The sequence below is a fragment of the Cellulosilyticum sp. WCF-2 genome (assembly GCF_003990395.1).
GTDB lineage: Bacteria > Bacillota > Clostridia > Lachnospirales > Cellulosilyticaceae > Cellulosilyticum > Cellulosilyticum lentocellum.
Genome location: NZ_CP034675.1, coordinates 491,143 through 512,886, shown reverse-complemented (window position 1 = coordinate 512,886; position 21,744 = coordinate 491,143). Strand labels below are relative to the sequence as shown.

Genomic DNA, 21,744 nt, shown 5'->3' with positions numbered 1-21,744 from the left:
GGAGAGAAATGGGAGGACAATCAATGGATGGATTTTTAGACCAATTAGTGAATATAGCAGAGTATACAAAGATGATGCTGCCTCAGATGATGGAGGGCTTAGGGGTAACTTTACAGGTATTTGCTTTAACATTAATTTTTGCGATTCCTTTGGGGATATTGGTGGCTGTATGTCGTTTATCTCGTTTTAAGGTATTACGCAAGATAATGGAATTTTACATACTCCTTATGAGAGGAACACCTCTTCTATTACAAATTATATTTATATTTTTTGGCTTCCCAATATTAAATATTGCTATTCCTCGTATGCCAGCGGCACTTTTGGCATTTTCTTTAAATTATGCAGCTTATTTTGCTGAGATTTTTAGGGCAGGTATTAGTTCTATTGACCAAGGACAGTATGAAGGAGCAGAAGTGTTAGGGTTATCAAAGCAAGATACTTTCTTTAGAATTATTTTGCCACAAGCTTTCAAACGGGTATTGCCTCCTATTGCAAATGAAGTTATCACACTAGTAAAGGATACGGCCCTAGTTTATGCTGTAGGTTTTGATGATTTGCTTAAAATAGGTAAGACAGCTACTAATAGAGATGCAAGTCTTCTGCCTCTAGTGCTTGTAGCCGTAATTTACCTCCTACTTATCTTAGTTCTATCTAAGGTATTAGCAGCAGTTGAGAAGAAATATGACTATTATAAATAAAGGAGGCAAATCATATGCTTAAAGTAACTGGGCTCTATAAAAGTTTTGGAAAAGTAGAGGTTTTGAAAGGCGCTTCATTAGAAGTGAAATCAGGAGAAATTGTAGTAGTAGTAGGGGCCTCTGGAGGAGGAAAGACTACTTTATTAAGAAGCATTAATTACCTAGAGAGATGTTCGGCTGGTAGTATAGAGATTGCAGGAGAGTATCTATTAAAGGATGGTGCTTATGCATCTAAAGAAGAAATTAGGTCTATTAGAAGAAATATTGGGCTTGTATTTCAAAGCTTTAATCTTTTTCCTCATAAATCTGTACTTGATAATTTAATAGAAGCGCCTACTCGTGTATTAGGGCAGCGTAAAGAAGAAGCTACAAAGCAAGCTATGGATATTTTAAGTTTTTTAGAATTGGCAGATAAGGCGAATAGTTATCCTTTTGAACTCTCCGGAGGGCAAAAACAAAGGGTAGCTATAGGTCGTGCATTAGCTTTAAAACCTAAATTGATGTGTTTTGACGAACCAACCTCTGCACTAGACCCTACTTTAACAGGTGAAGTGGCTAAAGTTATTAGGAGCCTTAGTACGGAAGGAATGTCTATGCTTATTATTACACACGATATGGAGTTCGCTAAAATGGTAGCAGACCGTATTGTTTCTATGGAAGACGGACGAGTATTAGAAAAACATATTTATAGTAAAGAAGCGTAAAGATAAGGTGAGAAGGAAAGCAGTTATCCTTCTCTTTTTTCTTTAATAGAAGTTTAGATACTTATTTGGAGGGATAATGAAAAATGAGGAATGGGAGATATTCTAATTAACAATTCTTCATTATTACTTATTTATATGGAAATAGGATATGATATAATGAACATATTAAATGTCAATACTTCTACTAAAGAGGATAGAAAGAGGAAGAAGATGTACAAGGATTATAATGATAAAATCCCAAAAGAAGCAATACAAATTATACAAATGATAGAAGCTGCTGGCTATGAAGCCTACATTGTTGGTGGGTGCGTTAGGGATTTATTGATGAATAGGCAACCTCATGACTGGGATATTACTACTTCGGCTAAGCCAGAAGAGATTAAAAGAATATTTAAGCGTACTTATGATACAGGTATTGAACATGGAACAGTAACGGTTATTTTAAATACAGAGCATTTTGAAGTAACGACTTATAGAATAGAGGGAGAATACAAAGATTTTAGAAGACCGGATAAGGTGAGTTTTGTAGATGATATTACATTAGATTTATCTAGGCGTGACTTTACCATGAATGCTATTGCCTATCATCCAGATAGAGGGTTCGTAGATCCTTATGAAGGACAAAGGGATATTAAAAGACAGTGTATTCGATCTGTTAGATGCGCAAAGGAACGTTTTACAGAAGATGCCCTTAGAATACTAAGAGCTGTTAGATTTTCAGCTCAGTTAGGGTTTCAGATAGAGACAGAAACGCTAAAGGGTATAGAAGCTTGCAGAGCGTTATTAACTCATATTAGTAAAGAGAGAATTAGAGATGAATTCCTTAAAATTTGTGTTTCATCGAGGCCAGGACATATTGATCTGTTATATCAATTAAAACTACTAGAATATATTTTTCCAGATTTTATTAAAGCTTATGAAGTACCTCAAAATCATCCGCATCATACCTATAATGTAGCAAAGCATACCTTAGTAGCAATGGAAAATTCAGAGCCTACAGTAATTGTAAGATTAACAATGCTTTTACATGATATAGGAAAGGTTTATACGAGAACAACTGATAAGCATGGCATAGATCATTTTTACAACCATCCTAAGCGCTCAGAACAAATTGCATCAGAGATACTTAAGGATTTAAGAATGGATAATCATACCATTAAAGCAGTATGCGAGCTAATTCGTTACCATGATTATCATATAGAACATCACATTTCAAAGGTTTATGTAAAGAAAGTGATGATGGTTATAGGAGAAGAACTATTTGATGAACTTCTTAAAGTGCAGTATGCAGATGCTATGGCACAAAATCTAGAAAAATTACAGCCTAAACTAGATGCTATAGAGAAGCAAAGGAATTATAAAAATGAAGTTATAGCAAATCATGAACCCTATCATAAAGGAATGTTGGCTATTACAGGTTCAGATTTGATAGAAATAGGAATTCCAAAAGGCAAAATCATAGGAGATTTATTAGAAGCAGCACTTCAGAAAGTTATTCATGAACCTAATTTTAATCAAAAGGCTCTTTTACTAACGTATTGCATGGAGCATTACAAAGTAAAAGGAAAACAAGTTTAAGTTAAAACCAAAAAGGCGAAGAATGTAAATACATTCTTCGCCTTTTTGGCATGAGGTGATAAGAAAGTTAGTATGAGTCCTAACCAAGCCTATCATCATCTTTATCATGAAGCTCACTATAAAGAATATTAAATTGTGAAAGATTAAAATAAGGAATTCCCACAATTTCTGAGCGCCCATTAACTTGGGTATAACAAATATTTTCTTCCTCATTAACATTTCCAATAGTAAGAGATAGAGTATCGCCAGTTTTTAAATGAATGGTGCATTTAAGTAGGGGCGCATTAAAACCATAGACGCTTAATACATGTTCATTAGCTTCTTCAGTAATAAAGCTTTGAATCTTAGCAGTCTGTAAGAAGTTCATAAACTCATTTGCTAAGCGATTATCTAGCTCCTCACTAGCTAGAGAAATACCATTTTCAGTAATAGTAGGCATTAAAGTAGCAGCATGCCCTTTATAAGTTAAGTTGATTTTTTTCACATTAGTTAATTCAAAGTTAAGTAGTTCCTTGCTTCCCCAATCATTAGAGTTGGTACTAATACTACCAAAAGCAGTATTACTCATTGTATAAACTGTATCTGTTAATGGTGCATAGACATAATCACTTTTTTCATTAAAAGCCTTACCTTTAATTACCTTATACTCATGACCTGCTTCATCATATAAGGTAATACTTGAAGCCATATCATCTATGCCATAGTTTGTTAAATCAGAAGGAGATACCTCTACTACCTGTTCAAATAAAGGCTCCAAAAAAGGAGTTATAACATTGTATATATATAAGGCATCAGCTTTACGGTTGTTTGAGGTAGATAAACTCCAGTTGTCTTCTTCGCGTACAGCTTCAGTAACTTTACCTGCAGCTTCATAAGTAACTTTAACAATATCTGTTGATTTTTCCGACCAAATAATAGGCGGAAGATTAGTGGTATCAGCAAAGGATACAACCTCTTGTTTCTGCTGATAAGAAAAAAGAAAAATAATAGATATTAAAAAAACAACAATAGGAACAAGCCAACCTTTACGTTTCATTTCAATAACCTCACCGATTTCAAATCAAATTTATGTTTAAAAGTATTTTTATAATAGACATTTTTTACTAAAAAAAATAAAAGTTTTATGCAACATGAATATTATATCACACCCCGTGTGATAAAAAAGTGAATTTTTAAAGATAAGCTAAAAAATAAATGGAAATTAGATATTTTTTATTCTATCGTATCATATAAATTAAGAGACGAGAGGAGTAAGGGTGGGATACAGAAAGATCGCAGGATAGGAGGAGAAGAAGTGAGACCACTAAGTAGAGAGTTAATTGCTCAATATGATTTAAATATAAAGAAATATCAATATATAAGAAGTAACTATTATCTAGAGACCAATAAAGGTAAATTTGTACTACGTAGGGTTGAAATACCCAAAGAACAAATTTCTTTTAACTACGAGGTGGATACACAGCTTCAAGAGAGAAACTTTAATGGAATTAGTAATATATATGCTACTAAAAAGAAAATACCATATGCACTTTTGGGAGAACAGTATTACTTGATGCAAGCGTATGAGTCTTGTGAAGAGACTGATTTTAAAGAGTATGAAGATCTAAAGGGCATTATCACGTCCTTAGCTCTTTTTCATAAAGTAGGAGTAGAAATTAATAGTAAAATGAGAGGTGTAGAAGAGATAAAAATTAAGAATATTTATGAGTACTATTTAAGAAGAAGAGCAGAAAATACTAAGTTAAAGAAAAATATGATAGCTTTAAAGCAAAAATCCAACTTCGAAATTATGTTTTTAGAAGGCTGTGAAGAATACAGGGAGCTAGAAGAACTAGCATTACAAAGCATTGATTCACAGCTAGTAGAAAGGCTAATCAAAGGAGTAAAACAAAACAAAAGTATAGCGCATAAAGATTTCACTTATCATACGGTTAATAAGACTGAGAGCGGTAAATATATTATTAGTGGATTGGATGTATGTAATTATGATATTCAAGTTCTAGATCTTGCTCAAATTCTAAGTAAAATGATGCAAAAGAATGAATGGAATAATCAAATCTTATATGAGCTTATAGAAGAATATAATAAGGAAAGACCACTATCTCAAGATGAGTTTAAAATGCTTAAATTTATGATGATTTATCCAGAAAAATTTAATAGTATTTGTTTTAAGTATATTGGCTCAAAAAGAAGATGGAATTATAGTATGTTTGAACAAAAATGGGAAAACATGCTCCATTATAAAGAAAATCAAATTGAAGTCGCTAAACAAATTCATGGTTGGTAATCAAAGCAAGGGAGAATTTTCTTTGTATAATGAAATAAGGAATTATAATGATTAGAGGATGATTAAGGTGGGAGCCGAGATCATCTTTTACATTATCATTCCTTTTTTTGTGTGAATCCTGCTGAATTGACTTTTTAAGCGAAAGAGGTACAATAAAATGAGAAGTCAATAAAGGGGTGAAACAGTGAAAAGAAACAACAAAAAATTCATTATGAATATGATTATTGTTTCAGTGGTAGGACTCATTACATTAATGATTGTAATGTTTATGGTAATTAGTACATATATAAAAGATGAAGCTAAAGGAAACAGCGTTCAAGTAGAAGCTCAAGTAGAAGAAAACAATACAAAAGTAGAATATAGTTCTACGGTACTAGTTCTAGTTGAGAAGATTACACAAAGTGATATCATAGGTTTTGACATAGAGAATAAAACTGAAGTGAGTAGAAAGATAAGTGAAGGTACTAAAATTAATGACATGTATGGTAGTGTAATGCCAGCTTCACAGATTAAACCAGGAGATATTGTAGAGGTGGTTTATCAAGAAGATAAAGCCAAGGTACTTTCTATTAGTAAAACTTCTAGGGCAAAATCATGGAAGAAGATAAGTGGAGTCACAGTTGATCAAAGTAATAAGCAGATAAATATCGGGGGTACTGCTTATGAATATGTTGATGATACAATGATTTTCCAAAGCGATGGTAATAAAACTAACATGGCATTTGTAACACCTTTTGATGTTGTCAGTATTCAAAGTGTTAACAATGTTATTTGGAGCATTACTATTGATGAAGTAGCTGGTAGTATTGCTGTTACAGATTTGCCAACTACAAAAGGAAGCCTAGAGATAGACCGCTCTCGTTCCTTTAAATTAGATGAGCTTAAAGGAGATATTAGCGTTATTCCAGGACAGCATAAGGTTCTTCTACAAATGGAAGGATATGAAATCATTACAGAGAATATTACGATAGAATCGGGCGAAAGCTATGAAATTTCCTTAAAAGATGCTAAAAAGGCATATACAGTAATCAATCCTTTAGTTAATAGTGGTGTAACTAATTACACCATTAAGATAGGGGATAAAACGTATAATAAAGGTGAAGAAATTAAATTGCAACAAGGTACTTATAAAGTAGAAGCAGAAGCGGATGGGTATGAACCTTGGTCAAAAGAGATTATTTGTGATAAAGAAACTTATAATCTTTATGTATCTTTTATACAAAAACCAACACCTTCAGAATCGCCTGATGCAACGGGAGAAACAAATACTGTACTCAATAATACCCAAACAATTACTTTAAATACAAATCCAATAGGTGCTAAAGTCTACGTAAATGGTGTTTTTAAAGGAGAAACTCCTTGCACAGTAACATTGATTAATGGTAGCTATGGTGTCATATTTGAAAAAACAGGTTATAGTGCGTATTCTACTACCCTATTATTAGATGGTAGCAATGAACAAACCGGTTACTTATATGACTTAATTGCAAATTAAAAAATGAGAAAAGAAATTGATTAATTAAAAACTATATACATAAAGAAAGAAAGCTAAGAGGAAACTTTTAGCTTTCTTTCTTTATGTACTCAAAAATAAGAATAGAAACGAGCTCTAATTAATAAACATAGTAATAAATGGTCTTTAAAGAAGGTGTTATGGCGATGCTCAATATAGGAGATTATGTAGTAAGGCTGTCCTATAACAAGGATATTTTATTTCGTATAACATATATTTCACCCAATCAAATTGCTAGACTGAAAGGCGTGTCTTACCGCGTTATTGCAGATGCACCTATTTCGGACCTAGAACTCTCGGTAGGGATGCGTTATACCAATGAAGAAAGTAGTATTATGAGTACCATTGAAGCAACGGTAGAAAAAATCATGAAGAAAAGAGCAGAAATTGAAAAAGGGAAAGATCCTAGGTTCCAAAAAACAGGGACGGTTCTGCATGTAGATGGAGATGCTTTTTACTTAAACCTATGTCTTAAATATTATAAAATGCTAGATATACCAGCTATAGGAGAGCATATATCAGAATCAGAACAACCAAAGAGAATTAAGTACCTTTTGGAAAAATATGCTCCAGATATTTTAGTACTCACAGGGCATGATGCACTGAATAAAAACTATAAAACTTTATATGATATCAGCGAATATAGGAACTCACAGTATTTTGTAGAGTCTGTTAAGAGAGCAAGAGCTATTAAACCCAATATGTCGGAGCTGGTAATATTTGCAGGGGCTTGCCAGTCTTATTTTGAAGAGATATTAGCAGCTGGAGCTGACTGAATAAAAATGCGACAATTTTTTATAACCAAATTGCCTTGATAGAAGGGCCTTAACGTCTAATGGGGCTTTTTTTTTATGCCTTCAATAATACTTTCAACAGGCTCTATTGCCAATGATCCTGTATCTGAATCCCATACTATGTTTTTAAGAACCATACGGATAAGTTGTTGTTGTTCTTCAAAAGCAAGATTTCTAATATCTGCACATTTATCTAACATAATACCTAACATTGCTATTTCTATTTCTTGGTTATCTAGTGCCTTATTTTCTTCTTGTATAGTTTTTAGTTCTAATTCGCTTGTTGCAATTTCTTCTTTCAAAGTTTTTATTTTAGCTAGTAGTATTTTAGCGATATCATCATCAGTCATAGAGAGCTTATTAACTAAATTAGTGATTTGGTTTTGCTTGGAAGAGATTAAGGTAATTAATTCACCTTTTCTATTACTTCTAGTGATGTCTTTTCGCTGAGCTTTGTTAAAATCTATGAAATTATATAGTATTGTATCCTTTTTTATTCCTATGTTTTCAAGGTAACTAACCACAGATTCATCAATGTCACTTACTTTAACATTACCATTATCGCATTGTGATCCTTTAGAACGCTTTTTTAAAGCACAAGAATAATAATAAGTGCAATTACCAGTTTTTGTACTTATATGACCATGGTTAATCCTCATAAATGAACCACATTTACAACGTAATATGCTAGTAAGTAGGGCATTATGCGTTTTACCCATATTAGGATAACTATCCCTATTATCTGCCAGTGTTTTTTGAACATCTAACCACATTTCAGGATCCAATATACCGATGTGTCTGCTTACTGCAGCTACCCACTCAGTAATGTCTCTGGCATCTTTAGTTGTTTTACCTGATACTGTCTTGGTTTTATTATAGATAAGGATTCCATGTTTGCCATCTGGTGCACCACTTACATTCATTCCAGTTTCACTAAGGTAAGCAATTACATCTTTATTAGCTTTTACATACACAGGATTAGTAAGAATAAATTTAAGTGATGATAAGCTATAAAATCCATTTTTACGTGTTTTATAGTTATGCTGCATTAAATAGGTTTCAACTTTATTCAATGACTTAAGTTCTATATATTTCTTGTAGATTAATTTAACAGTTTCAATTTCAGGTTCATTCTTTTCTAGTTTATACATTTTTCTTTCAGTCATGTCATTGTCTAGGTAGTCAACTGGAATACTAATGTATCCAAGAGGAGTTGTACCGCCTAACCAATATCCGTTTTTAGCCAATTCAATCATATTATCTCTTACACGTTCAGCAATTGTTTCCCTCTCTAGCTGGGCGAATACACTCGCAATATAGATCATTGCCCTTCCCATTGGAGTACTGGTATCAAATTGCTCCTTGATGCTTACAAATGCCACTGAATTAGCTTCCAATAATTCTAGAGTAGAGGAGAAGTCGGATACATTACGACTTATACGATCCAATCGATAGCACATGAGTACATCAATTTTTTTATTCTTTATGTCATTAATAAGTTCTGTGAATTTAGGACGGTTTGTATTTTTACCACTAAACCCCTCATCCTCATAGATAATAAAATTTGTGTCTTTGTAATCATAGCGCTGAGCATATTCTTTACAAAGTTGAACCTGATTTTCGATACTATCACCAGATGTTGAGAATCTAGATTTTCGTGAGTAGATAGCTATATTCATGGACATCACATACCTTTCATTTACTTTCTATATTTTTTAGGTGTAAATTTGGCCTTACTTAACATTCGTGCTTTTTTAGTCACTTTTTCAAGAGCAATAAATAGTAGACGCTCACTCTCCTTATCTAACACAAGGTATTCTTGATTAGAGAAAAGTATTCCTTTATCATATTTTTCTCTAGTAACACGCATTTCTTTATCAATAATCCTTCTGTCCTTTTCAGTTAATGCTGAATCAATTTCTTCATCAGACATTTTTTTAACTTCATCAAAATTTATATAACTCATAATGTTGCCCCCTTTAAATTCATAATTAATATTTAAATCGAATATATGTTCGATTTGTGTGCTAAAAATAAAAAGGCTTTTGCCCATTAAGTTTAAGTTTTAACAATTCTGCAGGTAAGTATTCAGCTGCAGCTATTTCATTTATTGATTTTCCTATGTATTCACCTAGCAATTCATCATTTATTAGTAATTCACAAGCAAAGATATTCGCTTCTTTCTCTATCTTTGAACTACATAATAGTGTCTTGTTTTGAATAAAGTAGCAATTTGTAGTTGGATGCAATAGAGCATGGCCTAATTCATGTGCAAGTACAATTTTTCTTTGATGAAAACTAAGTTTCGAATTAAGAAAGATAACTTTCTTTCGTTTAAGCAACCTATAAGAACCAGCTTGATTTCCCAGATCCCATTCTACAATCTTTATATTTAAGAAATCAGCTAGTTTATCTGGATCGCTTGTATTATATTTCTTAATTAATTTAAGTACCTTTTGTCTTATTTGTTGATGCACTAATATCCCACCTCCAAGAGACAGTTGAGTAAAAATAAGTTTATGTTATTGGTGACCTTCTTCCGTAGCATTAAAATACTTCTTACCTAAATTTCTGTATATTTTATGTTTAAATCCATTAGTTTGATCTGTAAACTCAAGAACAATAAAGTGATCATGCAATTCTTGTGTGCTCAATTCATCAATCCATTTAGAAACAGTGGCTTTCCTACATTTTAAGCTTGGCATACTTGCTATGTTTGTACATAATTCCATTTGAGTATGTATAAATGATATGGGAGAGTCATTAATAGCAGCATCATAATTTGTTAGATCCTCAATACAGAATCCTTTATATAATAATGATTCAGAGTCTTTATTTTTACACAAGAAGAATTTTTCTACACCATGGTAAATATTTAGATAGCAAAGATTATATATTAATAATTGAGCGTTTTTTAAAAGATTATTTAAGTCACTTTCTAATGAGTTCTTATTCCTACCAACTTGAAAATCACAGCTAATAAGGCCTAATTCTATTGCTAATCTATAGATATGTTTACAAGGGTGCTTACGTCTAATAAAGTCTCCACATGAACAATTTCTAAGTGTAGCAATATAAGGGGTTTTGCCAGACCCTTTAAATTCACCAGTTTGTGAATCAATATCTATACGAGTGGGTGTAACATCGGCTGAGCAAGCTTTATCAAATCTCTTTTTCTGTTCACTATCCGTAGTAATTAAATCTAAAAAATCCATTAGTATCTCCCCCTAATAAAATTATTTTCGATATTTCTTCGGTGTATATTTTTCTTTGTTTTCTATTTTTATACTTCTTAGAGCAAATTCTAAAGCTTGTTCAAACAGGTCGGCATCATCTTGATCCATTTCTTCACCATTATAATAAATCGGTCCATCTTCACCAGCTTTTATTTTGTTCATTATTGATGCTATATCTTTAGCAATATCCCGTTCATCCTTTTTTGTGAGTTGCATATCTGGTAAATTATTTTTACTAGATGAAAAATTAGTCTTAGCTGAACTATGGCCTAACAAATAATCGATAGACACATTGAATAAAGAGGCTATCTTTAGTTTAATATCATCACTTGGAGTTCTATTTCCTGCTTCATACTGGGACAAAGTAGAGTTGGAAATATTAAGTTTTTTTGAAAGCTCTAGTTGGCTAAGATTATTATCTGTTCGTAGTTGTTTTATTCGTTTACCCAGTATATTTTCTTCCATAATAGTCCTCCTTTTTACAAAGTGTAAATTACTATTAGTATACCAATAAAAGAAAACAAAAAAATATGTTTTTACAAAAAGTAAAATACAGTATTGACTTTTACTAAGTGTAAAACTATAATCAAATCATAAGGTTTTACATTTAGTAAAAGTAAGGGGGTGTTTTTATTAATAGTAAAAAATCAACATTAACATTATATGATTTACGCATATCTAAAGGTATGACGCAGAAGCAAGTAGCAGAAAAGCTTGAAATATCTATATCTACGTATAATACCTATGAAAATGGAACAAGGAATATCCCGTTAAGAATAGCGGAAAATATTTCTAAATTATTCGACGTCAATTTAAATGAAATTTTTTTACCTGTAACTTTTACTATATGTAAAAGTGATATCGCATAGGACAAACCTTAACCGTCATAAATTGATATAAAGGAGTGAGGCCCATGAAGAAAAGGCAGATTAATATCATATGTGCATATACACCAGATGAACTTAGTGAGGGTTTATCAAATGCTTTATCAAGAATATTATTTGATAAATATTTAAAAGACCTTACATATGAGGAAGTTGAAACAATTATTCACAATTTAAAGCAAAGGCTTCAAACCTCTAATTCAGCATGAGTGTAATCAGTGAGTAGCTATTGGAGGCGTAGCTACATAAGATAATCTGATTATAATATACCAATAAATGGAAAACAATGGACGCGCGGGCCAAGTTTAGTGCATAATTTGGCCAGAAAATACACGAAAGGAGAAAAAATATGAGAACAAAAGAATTTACGAGATTAATCGTAAAGGCTAGAAAAGAACACAGACTCAGCCAACAGGAAGCATGTGAGTTACTAGGAATATCTGATGCTTCAACATTAAGCAAGTTTGAAAATGGGATAAAGGTTCCAGGGGAGGACATTGTGGTTAGGATGGTAGCTGTATATGATGAACCATTTATAGGTTATATGTACCTGAAGGAATGTACAAAGATAGGTGAAATGCTACTACCTAACGTGTTATTAGCTGAGTTAGATAACTTAGCACTTAACTTTCAGAATGAATTTGAAGATGTATCTGCCATCCGAAGGGAAATTCTAGCTATGGCACGAGACAACCTGATAGATGAAGATGAAAAGCCTCAATGGGAAGATGTAATTCAGAAAGAAATATCAGAATTACTAAGTGTACTAATACCACTTAGGATAAGAAATTTCAGTACAAAAAAACAAAAGCCCTCACAAGGCGGCAACCTTGTAAGAGCATGTTACTAAAAACTAAATTGATAACTAAATTATATCACTCGGATGTAATTTAGTCAAAGGGGATAATTAAATTGAAAAGAATATTTGATGCAGTAACTGATGAAGTAATTAATGAAGTTTTAGGGTGTATGGTTACAGTAATGCCACCTATAGCATGTGTGATTTTATGCCTTTATTTTTATTAATTGGAGGGACAACATGGGAATGAGTGTAATTGTAACAGGAAACAGAGAAACGGTAGAACGTAAGATTAGAATACTTAAAACTCAGATTGAACTAGATATAAATAAAGAAGACAGTAGATCATTAGTTAATCACCAGCTTGCATTAGAAGCACATGAAGATAGAGTGAACAAATTAAATGCAGAAGGAGTGGTTTAAAATGATGGACAAGCTTTATGTACAACATTATCAGGAGATTAAAAATCTATGCGATAAAGTAACGCATACGATAGAGAGCTTACCTCGTGGTGAGTATGTTCACACAATGGAAGAAGAGCATATTTATAACGCACTTTATAAGCTGAATGATGCACTAGAACATGCGCAAGATGCGATTGAATACTGTAAGAAAGAAACCAAAGAGGGTTATATTAAAGAATCACCTTATACAGAAGGTCGTTATGTACTAGGCAAACATGAATTTACTTGTGGGCAGGCTATTGAAATCTTTATTTGGGGCAAATGGCATAGGGGTAGAGCTGAATATGATGAGGAGTATTACTTCGTGGGATGTGGTAATCCCTCCTTTGCAGAGTTAAAGAAAAACAGGGTAAAGGTAAGAATAAGAATTTAGAGGGGGCAAAATAATGGATGAGGCTATTGTATATGCTAAACGTAAGATTAGAAGTTTCCCGGAGCTCTACAGAGCATACGCTGAAAACTTGGACTTGTTTAAAATGTTAGTGGAAGATTGCAGGAAACAGTTAGAGGCAGAACAAATGTCTCTAACTTACATAAAATTAATAGGGGGAATGAAGCGTGAGCAAAATATTATTTGATACATCCCCCTTAGTGGTGGATACCATATTAGCAACTCAAATAGGACTGAATGAAGCCATAGTATTACAACAGGTGCATTACTGGATAGAAGTGAATAAGGCTAAAAAGACAAATTATTATGATGGCTATTATTGGACCTATAACTCTATGAAAGAATGGAGCAAAAGATTTCCATTCTTTGCAGAGAAAACGTTAAAGAGAATATTTAACAACTTAGAGGAAATGGGCATTTTTAAAACGGGAAACTATAACAAAATGCGTATGGATAGAACCAAGTGGTACACAATCGACTACATAAAACTAGAAGAATACATAGATAAACATACTGTCAACGAAGAGGTAGTTGAAGAAGAGGAAGAAGTTACACATGAAGAGTGTTCACCTACTGAAAACACACCTAGACAAATTGACCCAATGCAATATCCCAAACGGGAAAATGCATTAGGACAAAATGACCCAATGCAAGAGGACAAATTGACCCAATGCAAAGGGACAAAATGGCCCAATGCATTAGGTCAAAATGACCCAACCAATACCAGAGATTTCACAGAGACTTCTTCAGAGATTTCTTCAGAGACTTCATCATCATCCATGAAAGACATTGTTGAGTTTTTCCAAAACAACTTCTACTTGCTACAAGCATATGAGGCAGAGGTATTAACTGATTGGGTAAATAGATTATCACATGAATTAGTTTTAGCAGCCATGAAGGAATCTCGGAAGAACAATGCAAAGACCTTAAAATACATTGAACGGACATTGCTTAATTGGGAGAGGGATGGCATTAAGACATTGCAGCAAGTAGAAGCATATAACAAGGCGAGGGAGGCGTACAAGAATGGACAAGGCAGGAGAGATAACAAAGCACCTGATGAGTCAAACGAATACAAAGGACTCGGACTTAAAATGTCAGATTTGCAGTAAGTGTGGCGCACCTAAGGAATACATCGTAAAGCTATTTGGTAGCAGCAAGAAGGTACCCATTGCATGCAAGTGTGAATCAGAAGCCTATGCCAAGAAAGAAGAAGAGGCTACCAAGCGCGATAAGATGAGAAAGCTTGAATCCTTAAAGCGATACTCGTTGATGGATGCATCATTTGAACAGTGCACCTTTGAAAATTGGGAAACCGATGAACATAATCAAATTTGGTACAAGCTAGGACAAAGGTATTGTGATGAATGGCAAAGTATGAAGCGTGAGAATATCGGGATGCTCCTTCATGGGGAGCCAGGGCGAGGAAAGTCCTATTTGAGTTATTGCATAGCCAATCGATTAATTCAGCAGGGAGTACCAGTGATAGCGACTAGCAGTATTAATATCATCAACAAAGTATATGAGTCATACTCAACTGGTGAAGAGGGTGAGGCAGATATACTCAATCAATTCAAGAATGCAAGTCTAGTGGTATTAGATGATTTAGGTGCAGAGCATGAGGGCAAGACAGGTAAAGAAAAGCAAATTATCTACTCACTCATTGATACAAGGATTAGACAACAGCTACCAACGATTATTACCACTAACCTTACCATGGACCAGTTAAAGAATAAGCTAACAGGAACGGATGGTATAGCTAGGACTTATGACCGGATCATAGAGGCTTGCCCAGCAATAGAGATAACTGGAAGGGCATACAGAATTGAAAAGGCTAAAGTAAAACTAAATAGGATTAGGGATTTAGTGAGGTGACAGGATGAATTTAACAGTAATATGCAGAGAACTAGTTGATTCTAAATGGATTTTTCATTTGGAGAGTGATGTAAAGCTAGGCAAGGACGAGTGGATAAGCTTGGTTAAGGCATACATTGAACAGAATGAGCACCAAGCAATATTTGAGAAAATCAAGCAAACAGTACAGCTATGGAACAAACATGATACCAAAGAGGAAATAGCACTTTTAGTATATGCATCAAAGTATTGTAAGCATGTAGAAATAGATAAAGAGATAGATAGCACCTCATACAGAGAGATAACAGATTGCATGGGGGAAAGGCAATTAAGTTTTTACTAAGGGGTGATAGGCATTGATCAAGTCAAAAGAGCAGCTACGCCAAGAGGCAAAAGGAAAGCTATTACAAGAATTTGGCAAGCTAGAAATAGATATAAATACAGTAGCTGCAGCTCTAAAGGAATTAGAGCATGACATCAAGAATGCTGAAACCATCGAAGTAAATGCAAGAGAGCAAAATATTTTAGCAGGGATGCGAAGAGATATGTTGATGATAAAAGATGATGTACATCGCATAAGAAAAACATTGCTATAGGGCCAGGAGAGATTATGGAAGATATAAAAGCATTTGAATTAGCAAAGTGGATGAATAAAGTAGTCAATAAGTACAACATCTCAGTGCTAACGATAACAGAAACATTCAAGAAAGAGCTAGATGAACACAAGGACATTGAAATTGCCAAGCTAAGCACAGTGAATAGATTAACGCATAGAGGATGATGCAATGTGAAAATAGTATTAGAGGTGATGAGTCACAGTACGGAACAGGTAAATAAAAGGCAGTTTGAACATTACAAACTTAAGGTATTAGAGGCTGACAAGGTATATGTAACAGAAGGATTTGCACAAGTAGGTGTAAAGATTGCGCCACGTGATGTTATAGAGCATATGAGCGTAGTAAAAAAGCTTTCATGCTCAGAACTATGTAGAGCATTCTATGAGGCAAAAGCCATTGAAGAAAAGACAAAGAAGAGCAGTCAAGTAATAAAAACCAGTGAGCCAGTAACAAGGATAGCACAAGTGATACAAAAAAAGGTTGAAGTAGTACATAAACAGGAAGTAGAGCAGATGAGTTTGTTTTAACAAAGTTGATTTTTATTAAGGGAGGTATAAAGGTGAGCTATAGCATTTATATTGGTAAAGCTATTATTTCATATAGCAATGAAGAAGGAGACGCATATGTAAGCGTTGAAGCCGAAGGAGAAGTAAATGAAGAAGCGCCTAACTTCGGGTATGGAGATATTAGTGGTCAAGGCAATGGGAGACATCCTGGATATTCTCAAATGGCTAATTTTTGTAGAGAAACAGGGCTTTATAATCTGTTTTATGATAAAGAGGATGGCATATTAAGGCATCATCCTGGTTGCGTACCGCTTGAAAAAAGGCATTTAAAGGCAGTAGTTACAGCAAAAGAAAAATGGGAATTAGATTATCCGGAATGCAAACAAAAGATACCATATGAATATACAGAACCAGAAAACTATAAAGACATGAGTTGGAATGAACGAGAAACGTATGAAAAACAGCAAGGATTTGACTGGTTTTACGCTAGACTTATTTGGTATGAGTTTTGGATGAAGTATGCATTAGAGAAATATGAAATGCCAGTTATTAGCAATACATAGAACAAAGTGTTTTTTGTTGATAGGGGGAATGAACGTGAGTTGTAGATGTGCAAAGCAAACGGATGAATGGCATGGATGGGAATGCAGCATTACAGAAGGACCTTGTATGTTTCTATATCCTAGCAGCAAGGCTTGTGCTGAAGAATACGGAGAAGGGCCAGATGCTTGCGAGGAGGAAGAGGAATGATTGATAAAGAAATGTTTGAACTTATTAAATCAGTGGAACCAGGCGCAAACATAGAAATAGATATTAAAGCATTAGATGGTCTAATTACACTAATTGGCAAGTATAAAGGTGGTTTACAACAAGAAGGTTTTTACAATCCTAAAAGTGGTGGATGGAGTTGCTATGAAAGCGAAGGTTGGGAACCTTGCTATGAATTCTATTTCCAAGAAGAAGGCAAGCGAAAAATATACATAATGCAAATAGGCTGGAAGGTTGAAGCAATAAGGATAATAAAATAACTTTTTTAAACGGAGGAAAATAAGATGAAAAAAATAATAGTAGTGGTAGCAGCAATGTTAATAATGGCAACAGTATTTGTAGGGTGCCAAACAGAATCACAAAGAGTATCGTACAACCTATCACAAGAAGCTGATAACTTTAATGTGATTAGACAGCTTACAGTAATTAATTGTATTGAAGGTGATGTGCTTTTTCAAATGACCGGGAAAATGTCTATAACAGCAGATGCAGCAGACAATCAGTTAGAAGTTATTGTAGAAGATGAAAATGGGTATTATCAGAAACACTTCGTAGGGCTAAGTGATAATGTTACATATGTAGTAGAGCAGCTAGGCGTAAAGAATGTATCAAAATACAAATACACTCTCAATTATAATCCTAAGATGTGGATTCCGGTGGATGTAAAGACTATTGATTAATAGAAATGCAGATAAAATTTTTTGATAGTAGCACAAAAAGGCACTAGAAAATACTAGGCCTTTTTGATAAAAATATACTCGAAACTCTATCCCTAGACAAGTATATATGGAAGTTAATTAGGAGACAAGCGGAAGATAAAGGAAAATTGAAGTACAAATTAATCTTTTAAGAAGGTGAGAGTATGAATTATAGATGTACAGAAGGGTTTCAAGTTCAATTAGTAGATGATGATGGATTTGAAATTGAGAATGAAAGCTTTAGTGTAGATAAAGGTAGCGAATGGTTTATTGAAGATTATATTGAAACATGGGATGAAGTTTTTCTGAGACAGTTAGAAAAAGATAAGTACGGTTATATAAAGATTAACAAAGATACATTAGATAGTTATTTCGAGGAGTTTTAAAATTGACTTTTGTTTAGGTAGGAAGTGAGGGCATGGATAACAATAAGATCTTAGAGCAAAGGTTAAAGATGCCTTTAGCCTGGAAGATACAACATACAGTTGAAACAATGGCTAGCTGGTCACATGATGGAGCGTACATAAGTTATAGTGGTGGTTTAGGTTCAAGGGTTCTAGTTGATATATACCATAAAAATAAATCAGAAATGAGCCCTATGCCTATAGTATTTGTGGATACAGGATTAGAGTACCCAAGTGTAAGAATGATGGGATTAAAGTATGCAACAATAACTTTAAAGCCTGATATGTCTTTTAAGCAAGTACTAGAAAAGTATGGTTATCCAGTAGTAAGCAAGGCACAGTCTTTAGCAGTATACAAACTAAGGCATAACAATTTAACTGACAAATACAGAAATAAGTTACTTCATGGAGATGAAAAAGGAACAGCAGGCAAGCTTAGTGAAAGGTGGAAAATACTTTTAGATGCTCCTTTTGAAGTAAGTAATAAATGTTGTGACGTGATCAAGAAGAAACCTTTTCATAAGTTTGATAAAGAGACAGGTTTAAAGCCCATAACAGCAGAAATGGTAGGAGAAAGCAGAAATAGACGTGATCTATATGTAAAGCATGGTTGCAAGATGCATAGCTTAGAACATCCTAAATGTGTTCCTATGGCATTTTGGACAGACCAGGACATACTAACATATGTTAAGACAAACAATATAGATTATGCAGAAGAATATGGAGATATAGAGTGCCCTAATGGGGGCAAATGTTTTACAAGTGGAGAGGATAGGACTGGATGCATGTTTTGCTTATACGGTATTCAATTTGAGCCACCATGGGATAACAGATTTACAAGAATGGCTAAGAATCATCCGAAGATTTATGACTATTGTATTAATAAGTTAGGATTGGGCGAAGTAATGGACTACATGGGAATAAACTACAAGCCTTATCCAGAGCAGTTAAAGCTATATTAACAAAATGAATTTTTAAATACTAATGGCCCCAATAAGGGGCCTGGAAACTTAGTTAGAGATTGAATAAATGTCTGTTGGCATAAGTATAATCGTTACATTATTAATATATACCTAAATATAAAGTTTATGCGTTAAAAGGTGAGATGCTTTTAAATAAAATAAGCCCCTAGATATAGGGGCATGGTGGAGAGTAATGGATTAAATATATAGTATTTTACAAGTAACATATAGGGCAGCTATAAATACAGCATACAGAAAAAGAAATTCATATTTTCTAAAAATATCTAGATTCATTGCTACACCTCCATTTAATAATAATTATTATATTTATAATATTACAAAAATTATATTTAATAAATGTAGTTTTTTGTAAAAGTAATCAAGTTTATAGGAAAGTACATCAAAATAAGAATTTGAAAGGGTGCGTTTAAATGAATAAGAAAATAAGAATTGTAGATGAAAAAACAAAAAAAACTATAGCAATAATTGAGAATGAAAGATTTTCAAGATTACCTATGATTAGTGAATATGTAGCATATGGAACATCTTTCTATGAGATTATAGGGGTGTTGCATGGATATGAGGAAGACCAACTTTATGTTGAAACACTAGATAATGTATTAACTAATTAAAATCAGAGTTTGGAGTGAGAGAAAATGAAGATAGATAGAAGAGACTTAGTCCTACCTATAGAGCTAGGAGAAACACTTTACTATGCTGATAATGAAATACAAGAAGTGGTAGAAGTAAATGTAAGAGAGTTTCATATCACAGGTGGATGTATACTTATATATTGCTTCGTAGCGAATAAACCATATAAATATAAGAAAAAGCGAGTAAGTATAACATTCAATTTAGAATGTGAGCAACCATTATTTAAAACTGAATGTGAAGCATTAGAATGTTTAGTTAATAAAATATAAGTTTGGAGGGATAAAGTTGAGTAAATTAATCAGAGAAAACTATTATCAGGATGGGTTAGTTAAATATGAATGCACAGAATGTGGACTTGAATTTATTGTAGGGGCAGATTTATCTGGTAGTTGTAAACACATAGGTTGTCCATATTGTGGAGCTAGAGGAGAACATGCTACACAGGCAGTAGCTGTTATGAGAGAGGAAATGCTGGATGAACTTGGCTGTATGGGAATTTATTATGATTTAAACACCGAGGAGGAATAAGTATGAAAGATGCAATACAGTTTGCAATAGGTGGAATAAAGTGTGATAACCCAACATGTGATTATATGGATCAGTCAGTGGAACTTAAGGATTATTCTAATTGGTTAAACAAGCCATGTCCTAAATGTGGGAGTAATTTATTAACACAAGCTGATTATGACAACGTAAAAGCAATCGTTGAATTAGCTGACATTATGAATAAATCAATAGGGCCAGTAGCAGATGATAACCCAACTTCAACAGCTACGGTAAGAATGAATGGAACAGGCAAGGTTGAGATAGAAATAGGTGAATAAAATCTGATTTTTAAAGCTATACAGATTTAAAGCTTAATTATAACTTTTAAATGACAACATCATTATATTAATTGTTTATACGTTATTTTTCTAAAAGGAGCTGATTAATATGAGTACAGACTTATATTCACAGGAACGTTGGGAAAAAGTTAATGCAGTAAACAAGGAGTTAATGCAGTTATATTTACGAAGTACTAGGATAGATAGGAGAAGACCTAATACATGTTCAGAGTACACATATGATTTGAGGTTTTTTCTTATTTGGAATCTACTATATAACAATAACATGAATGTTCTTGAATTTAAAAAAAGAAACTTTGAGGACTTTAAATTCTTTATGACAGATGAGAGAGAAGTAAGCAATGCACGTGTTAATAGGCTGCTATGCGTAGTTAGAAGAATGATGGATTACGCAGAAGATGATGACGATTTATATGAGTCTTATGTTAGAAATGTAGCGGCTAAAGTAAAGAGTCTAGAGAAGAAACCAGTTAAAGAGAATACTTTTTTAAAGCAAGAACAGATTGACTTACTAAGAGGATACTTGATTAATAAAAAAATGTATCAACATTTGTGCTTGCTGGATCTATTTTATGACACAGGAGCAAGAATAAATGAAGTACTTCAGGTGGAGAATACAGATACACTTAAAAATGGGTACATAAAGGTGGAATGCAAGGGTGGAGAAAAACAATATATTTTAATTCATGAGCATTCACAACAGAGCATAGAGTTGCACTTAAGTGTAAAGGAAAATGGAGAAGCATTTTGGCAAAGCAAGTATGGACCTGTGAAAAATACAAGTACTTTAAGAGGTTGGGTTAAAGACATGTACAAGATACTTAAGAAATTAGATCATAATACTCCATACTTCACCCCTCACAGTTTTAGACATACATTCTTAGAAAACACTACCAATGGAACCCATTATTTATGTAAGCAGATCGGAAGGGCTTTTACCATGGAAGAAGCACAGTTACTTGTACATCATAAGTCGATAGACATGACAAAGAGTTATCTTAAGCCAAAAGATGATGAATTAATTTTTAATATGTTTGGCATCAAAATAGCTTAGCAAATAGAGTTTATGTAGGAAATAACTCTTACT

At 33.4% G+C, this 21,744-nt stretch carries 35 protein-coding genes; 29 read left to right on the top strand and 6 right to left on the bottom strand.

Annotated elements, in window-relative coordinates:
* Positions 1–23 precede the first annotated feature (23 nt).
* From EKH84_RS02215 to EKH84_RS02205, 3 genes are all read left to right on the top strand, one after another.
* A complete protein-coding gene (locus EKH84_RS02215; protein ID WP_013659086.1) occupies positions 24–698 on the top strand; it encodes an amino acid ABC transporter permease in 675 nt (224 codons plus the stop codon).
* A 14-nt stretch (positions 699–712) separates the two neighbouring features.
* Positions 713–1,402, top strand: coding sequence for an amino acid ABC transporter ATP-binding protein (locus EKH84_RS02210; RefSeq protein ID WP_127064975.1), 690 nt, complete (start codon positions 713–715; stop codon positions 1,400–1,402).
* Positions 1,403–1,558: 156 nt separating this feature from the next.
* Complete coding sequence (locus EKH84_RS02205) at positions 1,559–2,980, top strand: CCA tRNA nucleotidyltransferase (RefSeq protein ID WP_190283459.1); 1,422 nt, start codon at positions 1,559–1,561, stop codon at positions 2,978–2,980.
* 79 nt (positions 2,981–3,059) lie between these two features.
* Here the strand turns inward: EKH84_RS02205 and EKH84_RS02200 are convergent, their stop codons facing one another.
* Positions 3,060–4,016 carry a DUF4340 domain-containing protein gene (locus EKH84_RS02200; RefSeq protein WP_127064973.1) on the bottom strand — a complete coding sequence of 319 codons (957 nt, stop codon included), beginning with the start codon at positions 4,014–4,016 and terminating at the stop codon, positions 3,060–3,062.
* Positions 4,017–4,274: 258 nt separating this feature from the next.
* Between EKH84_RS02200 and EKH84_RS02195 the strand changes: the two genes are divergently transcribed.
* The 3 genes from EKH84_RS02195 to EKH84_RS02185 all read left to right on the top strand — a co-directional run bounded on the left by EKH84_RS02195 (position 4,275) and on the right by EKH84_RS02185 (position 7,556).
* On the top strand, positions 4,275–5,267 hold the full coding sequence (locus tag EKH84_RS02195) for a hypothetical protein (RefSeq protein WP_127064972.1): 993 nt from the start codon (positions 4,275–4,277) through the stop codon (positions 5,265–5,267).
* A gap of 184 nt (positions 5,268–5,451) precedes the next feature.
* Positions 5,452–6,762: a PEGA domain-containing protein gene (locus EKH84_RS02190; protein WP_127064971.1), complete on the top strand. Its 1,311-nt coding sequence runs from the start codon at positions 5,452–5,454 to the stop codon at positions 6,760–6,762.
* Positions 6,763–6,920: 158 nt separating this feature from the next.
* A complete protein-coding gene (locus tag EKH84_RS02185; RefSeq protein ID WP_243118633.1) occupies positions 6,921–7,556 on the top strand; it encodes a sporulation peptidase YabG in 636 nt (211 codons plus the stop codon).
* A 56-nt stretch (positions 7,557–7,612) separates the two neighbouring features.
* On the opposite strand, the gene EKH84_RS02180 is transcribed toward EKH84_RS02185, so the two are convergent.
* The 5 genes from EKH84_RS02180 to EKH84_RS02160 all read right to left on the bottom strand — a co-directional run bounded on the left by EKH84_RS02180 (position 7,613) and on the right by EKH84_RS02160 (position 11,275).
* Positions 7,613–9,259: a recombinase family protein gene (locus tag EKH84_RS02180; RefSeq protein ID WP_243118632.1), complete on the bottom strand. Its 1,647-nt coding sequence runs from the start codon at positions 9,257–9,259 to the stop codon at positions 7,613–7,615.
* Positions 9,260–9,273: 14 nt separating this feature from the next.
* On the bottom strand, positions 9,274–9,540 hold the full coding sequence (locus EKH84_RS02175; RefSeq protein WP_127064970.1) for a hypothetical protein: 267 nt from the start codon (positions 9,538–9,540) through the stop codon (positions 9,274–9,276).
* 61 nt (positions 9,541–9,601) lie between these two features.
* Complete coding sequence (locus EKH84_RS02170; protein WP_127064969.1) at positions 9,602–10,051, bottom strand: ImmA/IrrE family metallo-endopeptidase; 450 nt, start codon at positions 10,049–10,051, stop codon at positions 9,602–9,604.
* A gap of 45 nt (positions 10,052–10,096) precedes the next feature.
* A complete protein-coding gene (locus tag EKH84_RS02165; protein WP_127064968.1) occupies positions 10,097–10,789 on the bottom strand; it encodes an SWIM zinc finger family protein in 693 nt (230 codons plus the stop codon).
* Positions 10,790–10,810: 21 nt separating this feature from the next.
* Positions 10,811–11,275: a helix-turn-helix domain-containing protein gene (locus tag EKH84_RS02160; RefSeq protein WP_127064967.1), complete on the bottom strand. Its 465-nt coding sequence runs from the start codon at positions 11,273–11,275 to the stop codon at positions 10,811–10,813.
* Positions 11,276–11,442: 167 nt separating this feature from the next.
* Here EKH84_RS02160 and EKH84_RS22810 point away from each other — a divergent pair, with 167 nt between their 5' ends.
* The 23 genes from EKH84_RS22810 (at position 11,443) to EKH84_RS02055 (ending at position 21,711) form a co-directional block, all read left to right on the top strand.
* A complete protein-coding gene (locus EKH84_RS22810) occupies positions 11,443–11,679 on the top strand; it encodes a helix-turn-helix transcriptional regulator (protein ID WP_256372393.1) in 237 nt (78 codons plus the stop codon).
* A 44-nt stretch (positions 11,680–11,723) separates the two neighbouring features.
* Positions 11,724–11,903 (top strand): hypothetical protein, encoded by a 180-nt coding sequence (locus tag EKH84_RS02150; RefSeq protein ID WP_127064965.1) that lies wholly within the window; start codon positions 11,724–11,726, stop codon positions 11,901–11,903.
* A 140-nt stretch (positions 11,904–12,043) separates the two neighbouring features.
* Entirely contained in the window at positions 12,044–12,544 is a 501-nt protein-coding gene (locus EKH84_RS02145; protein WP_127064964.1) for a helix-turn-helix domain-containing protein, read from the top strand.
* 189 nt (positions 12,545–12,733) lie between these two features.
* A complete protein-coding gene (locus EKH84_RS02140; RefSeq protein WP_127064963.1) occupies positions 12,734–12,916 on the top strand; it encodes a hypothetical protein in 183 nt (60 codons plus the stop codon).
* A gap of 1 nt (position 12,917) precedes the next feature.
* Positions 12,918–13,331: a DUF5348 domain-containing protein gene (locus EKH84_RS02135; RefSeq protein WP_127064962.1), complete on the top strand. Its 414-nt coding sequence runs from the start codon at positions 12,918–12,920 to the stop codon at positions 13,329–13,331.
* 13 nt (positions 13,332–13,344) lie between these two features.
* The gene (locus tag EKH84_RS02130) at positions 13,345–13,536 is read left to right on the top strand and encodes a hypothetical protein (RefSeq protein WP_127064961.1); all 192 of its coding nucleotides are present in this window, start codon (positions 13,345–13,347) and stop codon (positions 13,534–13,536) included.
* Positions 13,517–14,461, top strand: coding sequence for a DnaD domain-containing protein (locus tag EKH84_RS02125; protein ID WP_127064960.1), 945 nt, complete (start codon positions 13,517–13,519; stop codon positions 14,459–14,461). The genes EKH84_RS02130 and EKH84_RS02125 overlap by 20 nt, the downstream gene beginning before the upstream one ends.
* Positions 14,376–15,224 (top strand): ATP-binding protein, encoded by an 849-nt coding sequence (locus tag EKH84_RS02120; RefSeq protein WP_207669753.1) that lies wholly within the window; start codon positions 14,376–14,378, stop codon positions 15,222–15,224. The genes EKH84_RS02125 and EKH84_RS02120 overlap by 86 nt, the downstream gene beginning before the upstream one ends.
* A gap of 4 nt (positions 15,225–15,228) precedes the next feature.
* Entirely contained in the window at positions 15,229–15,546 is a 318-nt protein-coding gene (locus EKH84_RS02115; protein WP_127064959.1) for a hypothetical protein, read from the top strand.
* Between the two features lie 13 nt (positions 15,547–15,559).
* Positions 15,560–15,799, top strand: a complete 240-nt coding sequence (locus tag EKH84_RS02110; RefSeq protein ID WP_127064958.1) for a hypothetical protein — start codon at positions 15,560–15,562, stop codon at positions 15,797–15,799.
* Between the two features lie 14 nt (positions 15,800–15,813).
* Entirely contained in the window at positions 15,814–15,984 is a 171-nt protein-coding gene (locus EKH84_RS21820) for a hypothetical protein (RefSeq protein WP_190283458.1), read from the top strand.
* Between the two features lie 6 nt (positions 15,985–15,990).
* On the top strand, positions 15,991–16,347 hold the full coding sequence (locus EKH84_RS02105) for a hypothetical protein (protein ID WP_127064957.1): 357 nt from the start codon (positions 15,991–15,993) through the stop codon (positions 16,345–16,347).
* A gap of 32 nt (positions 16,348–16,379) precedes the next feature.
* A complete protein-coding gene (locus EKH84_RS02100) occupies positions 16,380–16,889 on the top strand; it encodes a hypothetical protein (RefSeq protein ID WP_127064956.1) in 510 nt (169 codons plus the stop codon).
* A 34-nt stretch (positions 16,890–16,923) separates the two neighbouring features.
* Positions 16,924–17,076 carry a hypothetical protein gene (locus tag EKH84_RS21815; RefSeq protein ID WP_190283593.1) on the top strand — a complete coding sequence of 51 codons (153 nt, stop codon included), beginning with the start codon at positions 16,924–16,926 and terminating at the stop codon, positions 17,074–17,076.
* Entirely contained in the window at positions 17,073–17,354 is a 282-nt protein-coding gene (locus tag EKH84_RS02095; RefSeq protein WP_127064955.1) for a hypothetical protein, read from the top strand. Before EKH84_RS21815 ends, EKH84_RS02095 begins: the two co-directional genes overlap by 4 nt.
* 24 nt (positions 17,355–17,378) lie before the next feature.
* Positions 17,379–17,774 carry a beta-sandwich lipoprotein gene (locus EKH84_RS02090; RefSeq protein ID WP_127064954.1) on the top strand — a complete coding sequence of 132 codons (396 nt, stop codon included), beginning with the start codon at positions 17,379–17,381 and terminating at the stop codon, positions 17,772–17,774.
* A 182-nt stretch (positions 17,775–17,956) separates the two neighbouring features.
* Positions 17,957–18,178 (top strand): hypothetical protein, encoded by a 222-nt coding sequence (locus EKH84_RS02085; protein ID WP_127064953.1) that lies wholly within the window; start codon positions 17,957–17,959, stop codon positions 18,176–18,178.
* A 32-nt stretch (positions 18,179–18,210) separates the two neighbouring features.
* Positions 18,211–19,158: a phosphoadenosine phosphosulfate reductase domain-containing protein gene (locus tag EKH84_RS02080; RefSeq protein ID WP_127064952.1), complete on the top strand. Its 948-nt coding sequence runs from the start codon at positions 18,211–18,213 to the stop codon at positions 19,156–19,158.
* Between the two features lie 431 nt (positions 19,159–19,589).
* The gene (locus EKH84_RS02075; RefSeq protein ID WP_127064951.1) at positions 19,590–19,790 is read left to right on the top strand and encodes a hypothetical protein; all 201 of its coding nucleotides are present in this window, start codon (positions 19,590–19,592) and stop codon (positions 19,788–19,790) included.
* A 24-nt stretch (positions 19,791–19,814) separates the two neighbouring features.
* Positions 19,815–20,081, top strand: coding sequence for a hypothetical protein (locus EKH84_RS02070; RefSeq protein ID WP_127064950.1), 267 nt, complete (start codon positions 19,815–19,817; stop codon positions 20,079–20,081).
* Positions 20,082–20,097: 16 nt separating this feature from the next.
* Entirely contained in the window at positions 20,098–20,340 is a 243-nt protein-coding gene (locus tag EKH84_RS02065; RefSeq protein WP_127064949.1) for a hypothetical protein, read from the top strand.
* A gap of 2 nt (positions 20,341–20,342) precedes the next feature.
* Entirely contained in the window at positions 20,343–20,636 is a 294-nt protein-coding gene (locus EKH84_RS02060; protein ID WP_127064948.1) for a hypothetical protein, read from the top strand.
* A 109-nt stretch (positions 20,637–20,745) separates the two neighbouring features.
* On the top strand, positions 20,746–21,711 hold the full coding sequence (locus EKH84_RS02055; protein WP_127064947.1) for a tyrosine-type recombinase/integrase: 966 nt from the start codon (positions 20,746–20,748) through the stop codon (positions 21,709–21,711).
* The last annotated feature ends 33 nt before the right edge of the window (positions 21,712–21,744 follow it).

What these genes read in the sequence shown, in the direction of transcription:
- EKH84_RS02150 (WP_127064965.1), top strand. Translation starts at nt 11,724, where the DNA reads ATGAAGAAAAGGCAGATTAATATCATATGTGCATATACACCAGATGAA.
- EKH84_RS21820 (WP_190283458.1), top strand. Translation starts at nt 15,814, where the DNA reads ATGGAAGATATAAAAGCATTTGAATTAGCAAAGTGGATGAATAAAGTA.
- EKH84_RS02060 (WP_127064948.1), top strand. Translation starts at nt 20,343, where the DNA reads ATGAAAGATGCAATACAGTTTGCAATAGGTGGAATAAAGTGTGATAAC.
- EKH84_RS02210 (WP_127064975.1), top strand. Translation starts at nt 713, where the DNA reads ATGCTTAAAGTAACTGGGCTCTATAAAAGTTTTGGAAAAGTAGAGGTT.
- EKH84_RS02175 (WP_127064970.1), bottom strand. Translation starts at nt 9,540, where the DNA reads ATGAGTTATATAAATTTTGATGAAGTTAAAAAAATGTCTGATGAAGAA.
- EKH84_RS02120 (WP_207669753.1), top strand. Translation starts at nt 14,376, where the DNA reads ATGGACAAGGCAGGAGAGATAACAAAGCACCTGATGAGTCAAACGAAT.
- EKH84_RS02145 (WP_127064964.1), top strand. Translation starts at nt 12,044, where the DNA reads ATGAGAACAAAAGAATTTACGAGATTAATCGTAAAGGCTAGAAAAGAA.
- EKH84_RS02115 (WP_127064959.1), top strand. Translation starts at nt 15,229, where the DNA reads ATGAATTTAACAGTAATATGCAGAGAACTAGTTGATTCTAAATGGATT.
- EKH84_RS02180 (WP_243118632.1), bottom strand. Translation starts at nt 9,259, where the DNA reads ATGTCCATGAATATAGCTATCTACTCACGAAAATCTAGATTCTCAACA.
- EKH84_RS02215 (WP_013659086.1), top strand. Translation starts at nt 24, where the DNA reads ATGGATGGATTTTTAGACCAATTAGTGAATATAGCAGAGTATACAAAG.
- EKH84_RS02205 (WP_190283459.1), top strand. Translation starts at nt 1,559, where the DNA reads ATGAACATATTAAATGTCAATACTTCTACTAAAGAGGATAGAAAGAGG.
- EKH84_RS02095 (WP_127064955.1), top strand. Translation starts at nt 17,073, where the DNA reads ATGATTGATAAAGAAATGTTTGAACTTATTAAATCAGTGGAACCAGGC.
- EKH84_RS02160 (WP_127064967.1), bottom strand. Translation starts at nt 11,275, where the DNA reads ATGGAAGAAAATATACTGGGTAAACGAATAAAACAACTACGAACAGAT.
- EKH84_RS02200 (WP_127064973.1), bottom strand. Translation starts at nt 4,016, where the DNA reads ATGAAACGTAAAGGTTGGCTTGTTCCTATTGTTGTTTTTTTAATATCT.
- EKH84_RS02165 (WP_127064968.1), bottom strand. Translation starts at nt 10,789, where the DNA reads ATGGATTTTTTAGATTTAATTACTACGGATAGTGAACAGAAAAAGAGA.
- EKH84_RS02080 (WP_127064952.1), top strand. Translation starts at nt 18,211, where the DNA reads ATGGATAACAATAAGATCTTAGAGCAAAGGTTAAAGATGCCTTTAGCC.
- EKH84_RS02090 (WP_127064954.1), top strand. Translation starts at nt 17,379, where the DNA reads ATGAAAAAAATAATAGTAGTGGTAGCAGCAATGTTAATAATGGCAACA.
- EKH84_RS02055 (WP_127064947.1), top strand. Translation starts at nt 20,746, where the DNA reads ATGAGTACAGACTTATATTCACAGGAACGTTGGGAAAAAGTTAATGCA.
- EKH84_RS02135 (WP_127064962.1), top strand. Translation starts at nt 12,918, where the DNA reads ATGATGGACAAGCTTTATGTACAACATTATCAGGAGATTAAAAATCTA.
- EKH84_RS02075 (WP_127064951.1), top strand. Translation starts at nt 19,590, where the DNA reads ATGAATAAGAAAATAAGAATTGTAGATGAAAAAACAAAAAAAACTATA.
- EKH84_RS02185 (WP_243118633.1), top strand. Translation starts at nt 6,921, where the DNA reads ATGGCGATGCTCAATATAGGAGATTATGTAGTAAGGCTGTCCTATAAC.
- EKH84_RS02130 (WP_127064961.1), top strand. Translation starts at nt 13,345, where the DNA reads ATGGATGAGGCTATTGTATATGCTAAACGTAAGATTAGAAGTTTCCCG.
- EKH84_RS02085 (WP_127064953.1), top strand. Translation starts at nt 17,957, where the DNA reads ATGAATTATAGATGTACAGAAGGGTTTCAAGTTCAATTAGTAGATGAT.
- EKH84_RS02070 (WP_127064950.1), top strand. Translation starts at nt 19,815, where the DNA reads ATGAAGATAGATAGAAGAGACTTAGTCCTACCTATAGAGCTAGGAGAA.
- EKH84_RS02140 (WP_127064963.1), top strand. Translation starts at nt 12,734, where the DNA reads ATGGGAATGAGTGTAATTGTAACAGGAAACAGAGAAACGGTAGAACGT.